The organism is Rhizobacter sp. P3_B12 (assembly GCF_056402895.1).
The window spans coordinates 1-5,342 of record NZ_JBFUGN010000391.1 but is presented as its reverse complement, the minus strand read 5'-3'; the positions used below and the strand labels follow the sequence as shown (position 1 = coordinate 5,342).

At 66.2% G+C, this 5,342-nt stretch carries 5 protein-coding genes; all 5 read right to left on the bottom strand.

Features of this window, described 5'->3' with window-relative positions; genetic code table 11:
* Positions 1-306 precede the first annotated feature (306 nt).
* A complete protein-coding gene (locus tag AC1D01_RS19305) occupies positions 307-621 on the bottom strand; it encodes a Mor transcription activator family protein (protein ID WP_477869098.1) in 315 nt (104 codons plus the stop codon).
* A complete protein-coding gene (locus AC1D01_RS19300; protein WP_477869096.1) occupies positions 618-2,705 on the bottom strand; it encodes a phage terminase large subunit family protein in 2,088 nt (695 codons plus the stop codon). Before AC1D01_RS19300 ends, AC1D01_RS19305 begins: the two co-directional genes overlap by 4 nt.
* A 35-nt stretch (positions 2,706-2,740) precedes the next feature.
* Positions 2,741-3,229, bottom strand: a complete 489-nt coding sequence (locus tag AC1D01_RS19295) for a terminase small subunit (RefSeq protein ID WP_477869094.1) — start codon at positions 3,227-3,229, stop codon at positions 2,741-2,743.
* A 135-nt stretch (positions 3,230-3,364) separates the two neighbouring features.
* The gene (locus AC1D01_RS19290) at positions 3,365-4,162 is read right to left on the bottom strand and encodes a hypothetical protein (protein WP_477869092.1); all 798 of its coding nucleotides are present in this window, start codon (positions 4,160-4,162) and stop codon (positions 3,365-3,367) included.
* 14 nt (positions 4,163-4,176) lie between these two features.
* Positions 4,177-5,342, bottom strand: a 1,166-nt coding sequence (locus AC1D01_RS19285; protein WP_477869090.1) for a replicative DNA helicase, incomplete at its 5' end; no start/stop codon positions are given.

Genomic DNA, 5,342 nt, shown 5'->3' with positions numbered 1-5,342 from the left:
TCTCGGCATCGAGTGCGGCGACGGTCTGGACGAAGTCCTTGGCGGCGATCGAGTCGCCGTACCAGGATTCACCGATGTCACCGTAGATCCAGATCTCGGCGTGCTGGACTTCGGCCGCCGCGAGTGCGGAGAAGACCGGCCGGCGATGGATGCTGTACCAGGGTGTGGCGCTCATGCGATGACGGGTGCGTTGTGCATGCCGTCATCGTCACGGAATCGCTGTCCCGTTTGTAGTCTCCGGAACGGGACTATTTGCAGGGCGACTCAGAGGTCTTCACCCGTGGATCGACGCCCCTATCCGCACGGTCACTTGCGACGCGAGCAGATCCTGTAGACCGCGGTCCTCGACAGTCCGAACTGATCGCAGACCTCCTGCAGGTTTGCACCATTGAACATCCGGCGGATCCGCTCGTCGCGCGCCCTTCGATCTGGAATCGGCACGTAGACCAGCGCTCCACCGAACTTGGCACTCAGGCCCTGCACGATCTCCTGCGCCATCGCCGTCGCCCAAGGATCCTGGACGGCGAGGCGATCCCGAAGAATGTCCGACATCTGTCCGACCAACGGAATTCGGTGGATTGGCTTGACCGGAGATTTCGATTCAGACGGGGTACGGTTCAAAGGCGGCTGCTCCATGCGCTGCTGGCGATTGGTGRTGAGTTTTGGGGTTGGGGCACGAGGCGTGGCGCCTGCACGGGTGGATCGCGTTTCGGGACCTGTGCAGACGCCTGCACATCGGGTGTCGTGCCCTCACTCGCCGAGGGCGCCGTGGCGAACAGGTCAGGTTCGAGCCCGGCTTCGAGCCGCGCCCACAGCTTGTCGCTCAGCGTGTGCAGCCCGAGCATCTGCGCGCAGAACAGCGCGTAGACCGTGCAGTCGAGCTTCTCATTGCGCTTGCCGGCCGGCTTCAGCCAGCGGTGCTCCTCGCCCCGGCCGGTCTTCACCAGCATCCGGCTCTCGGCCGTCAGCTGGTCGTAGAACTCGGCGGTCAGCTCGCGCGCGAAGTGCACGTACCCAGGCCCAGGCTGGCTGACCTGCAGGCGGCCGTAGAGCAAGTCCTTCGCGGTGTCGGTGCCGACGTGCCACAGCCGCACGCCCTTGCGGATCGTCTTGCCGCGCTCGTTCACGTCAACCAGCACGCTCGCGCTCTTGATCGGACGGCCCAGCCGCGTCTCGCCCTTCACCGCGTACAGGTTCTGGTTCGGCCGGTTGCGCACGAACACGTAGCACTGGTGGGTGAAGTGCCCGCCGGTGTCGATCGCCACCGCGTCGGCCGACATCTCGACCCCGCACACGTGCCGGTAGGTCGCCTTGATTGCCGGATCCAACTTCAGATCCCACTCGCGCTGGTCGGCCGGGTTGCCGTAGATGACCAGGTCGTCCACCACCCACATCTCTTCGCCGCGGCCAAAGCCCCACACCACCAGTTCCCAGCGATCGCCCTGCACGTCCACGCCGATCGCGAGCTTCACCGCGCCGCGCGGCACGGTGCGCAGCGGGTGGCCGTGCTTGCCGCGCAGCGCGAGCTGGCTGGCGTCGGTCTTCTCCAGTTCCTGCTCGTAGGTCTCGCCGCGCGTGGTGTTGATGAAGGTCTTCAGGTCGCTGTCATCGCCCGCCTGCGCCTTCTTTGCGGCCGTCAGCCAGTCGCGGACGATGCTGACCCAGGTCGCCTGCGGGCTGTACGCGGTCCAGCTGAAGAACGCCACATGCCTGGGCGGCGCGATCTCCACATCCGCCGCGTTGCGGAAGCGCAGCTGGACCGGATCGCGCTCGTCGATCCAGATCCCTTCGGCGGACTTCCAGCGTCCCTTCCAGACGGCGAGGTACTCGGCCTGGGTGATGCACGCGCCGCAATGCGGGCAGACATGGCCCACAGTTTCCGGATCGCTATCAGTCCACTTCAGGCCGTGCCGGGCTTCCTTGCCGCCCCAGTCGAGCGTGTGTTCGTCATCGCAGTGCGGGCAGCGGATGAAGTACTGGAAGCGCACGTCGGCCTGGCTCTCGCGGTCCTCGATCAGGCTGAAGCCCTTCAGCTTCGGCGTGCTGCCGGCCACCGACTTCGGGAAGGTGGCCCCCTCGATGCGCTTGTCGCCCAGGCGGAAGGGACTGCCCTCCTTCTCGATGTCGCGGTCGAAGCCGTCGGTCTCGTCGTAGTAGACGCAGTCGACGGTGATGCGTCGATAGTTCTTCGCGGCCTTGCCACCGCGCAGGTGCAGCAGGCAACCKAGGAACCGCTTCTTCTTGATCGTGTTCTCTTTGGACTTGCGGTTGAACTTCGGGAACACGCGGCGCATCACGCGCACGTCGCGCAGCATCGGCTCCAGCTCGGTGGTGACGAAGTCATCGCGATCCTCGTCGGTCGGCTGATACACCGCCTGGTTGCGCCGCTTGTGCTCGGCGAAGTAGCCGACGGCCGCGAGGAAGATCTTGGTGTAGCCGGTGCGCGCGGACTTGCGCCAGGTCACGTGGTTGATCTCGTCGTGCCCGATGCAATCGGCAATCGCGATCTGGTACGGGTAGGCCTCCCAGCGGCCTTGCTCGTAGCTGCTCTCCTCCGACAGGTAGAAGTGCTCGGCCATCCACTGCGACAGGCGCATCGGCGGCGGCGCTTCGAGCGGACGCAGGCCGCGCCGCAATGCCGCATTGATCTCGTCGCGCTGCTCGGTGCCGAGATCAGCGAGCGAGAGCGGGCGTTCAATGAACACGGGCTCGACTGCGTCGAGCATAGGCGACGCATGCGTCAATTTCCATCCTCCTCGTCGTCGGGTTCGTCTTCTGCATCGGCGAGGCTCAAGGCCGCCGCGCGGTTGCGCGCCTTGCTGACCTCCTCCTCGAAGATGCGCAGCGCCTCGGTGGGCAGCTCGACGCGGCGGCGCACGCGCGGCACCAGCCCCTGCAGCAGACTGCCCACGTCGCCGGACATCTTGGCGAGCACCAGCTCGAGCACCGCGACAGGCGCCAGCTCGCGGCGGTTCACCGCGTTGTCCATCGCGACGCGGTCGGCCTGCTCACGAGCGAGGCGTGCGCGTTCGCGCGCCAGCTCGCCGTCGGCACCGCGCCCGGCCGCCTGTTCGCGCAGGTGCTTCGTGTAGGCACGCAGCCAGGCCGAGGCAGGCTGGCCGGCCTTCAGGATCCCGCGACCGAGCAGCTCGCTGATGGCCTGCTGGCTGACGCCGACCAGGTCGCCGAACTGCTCCTGGCTGATCGGGTTGGACAAGGGTTGTTGCATCGCTTCCATGGGTACAACCCCCTTAAGCAACGCCCGCAACTACGGTGCGAACGGGGTTCGAATTACCCTTGACYGAGGTCCTCCGGGAGGACCCGTCTAGGGGGGTGGGGGTGGTGGCGATCGAGGTCGAGGTGGTCATGCGCCCTGCCCCTTCGAGCCCAGCCCGAGCTTCGCGAGCTGCTTGTGCATGCGCTGYTCGTAGTGCGACTTGAAGCGCGCATCGATCACGCGCTGCGCCGTGCCGACGAAGTCRAAGCGCTTGCCGTATCGGGTGCCATTGACGAACAGCAGCACCGGCTTSACYGCACTGCCCGMGCTGAAGCGATACCGTGCCCACACACCGCGCGGCAGGTGCTGCACCTTGTCGCCGTGCTTCCACGAGCCACGGCCCTGTCGCGACTCGCCGCCATGCGCAACGAAGTACTCGACCTTGCTGCGTTTGGCCTTCGAGCGCTTGCTGTTGGTCGCGTTGGCGTCCGAGCCTGCGAGGTTGAAGGCCTGCAGCTGGCTGAGGATCTGCACGATCTGGCCGCGCCCCATGTTGCCGTAGGCATCGAGCTTCGCGGCTGCACCCGGCACCGCACGTTCCTTGCTGCGCATCATCCCGGCGCGCACGAGGATCTCCTCGAAACGCTTCAGCGGCCGGTTGCCGCCCTCGATCTGCGGGATCAGGTAGTGCGCCCGCGAGGCGCCGTCCTTCAGCCACACCATCGCCTGCAGCTTGGTCTTCGTCGCGAAGCGCGTGTAGAGCGAGCGCAGCGTGAAGGCCGTCGGATTGTCGAAGCTCCCGCGAATCTCTGCCACCTGTGCGTCGCGGATCTCTCGCGTGGTGTCGTTGATAGCCTGGGCCATCACGTTCGGGTGCTCCTGCTGCAGTTCGCCGAACGCCTTCGCGATCTCGGCCGCATCGAAGCGGATGTTCATCGTCAGCATCGTTCCTCCCTGGTTCAGTCGAGCCCGCCGCCGCGCTGCGCCTTGATGCTCTTCATCGGCGGCGGACCTTCCCAATCCGTGAAGCGCTGGTAGGCGCCGTCGAAGGTGAAGTTCAGCGTGTCGGTGGGGCCGTTCTTGTGCTTGACCACGTGCAGCTCGGCGTGGAACTTGTTGGCCTCRGTCGGGTTGCGCCGATGCTCGCGGTGCAGGAGCCCGATCAGGTCGGCCGCGCCTTCGATGTCGCCGCTGTCGCGCAGGTCGCTCATGATGGGCGCCCGGTTCTGCTTCTCCGCCTCGCGGTTCAGCTGCGACAGCAGCACGATCCACACGCCGAGTTCCTTCGCCGCGCGCTTCAGGCCGTTGGCGATCTTCCCCAGCTCCTGATTGCGGTTGTCGCCGTCGCCCTCCATCAGCTGGAGGTAGTCGATGATCACGAGGCTCAGCCGCTTGTGCCGGCGTTTCACTTGCTGGATCTTGCGGCGCACATCCATGATGCTCAGCGCCGCCTGATCGTCCATCGCGATATGCAGCTTCCCGAGCGCATCGACGCCCTCGGTGACGCCTTCCCACATGCTCTCCGGTGCCCGCTGCGGATTGCGCAGGTCAGCGAGGTTCACGCGGCCAGCGGCGGCCACCTGACGCGCGGTCAGCGAGTTCAGGCTGTCTTCCTGGGTCAGCATGAGCACCTGGTGCTTGCGGCCCACGTTGCGGCTCAGCGTCAGGCATGCGGCCGTCTTCCCCATGCTCGGTCTGGCACCGATCACCCACAGTTCGCCCGGCCGGCCGCCGCCAGCGGTGCAGTGGTCCAGATCCTTCAGCCCGGTCAGGATGGTGGTCTGCTTGCCCTCGTAGCGCTCGGTCAGGTCGTCAACGAAGCTCACGACCAGCTCGCTGATGTCGCGCGGTTCGTTGCGCTCGGCCACCGCGTTCAGTGCCATCAGCTTCGTGATCATCTGGTCGATGAGCTGGTCGACCGGCTGCGGCTTGCCCTTCGCATCGTGCGCCCCGCGCAGGATCACGTCGGCCATCGTCGAGCCCAGGCGCATCACTTCGCGCTCTCGCCAGTGCTCGACGATCAACTCGGCGTGGCGCTGTGCGGCCCTGCTGCTCGCGACGCACTGCTGCAGCTGATTCAGGTACACCATGCTGTGGTCGCCCTTGTCGCGGACGGTCACCAGGT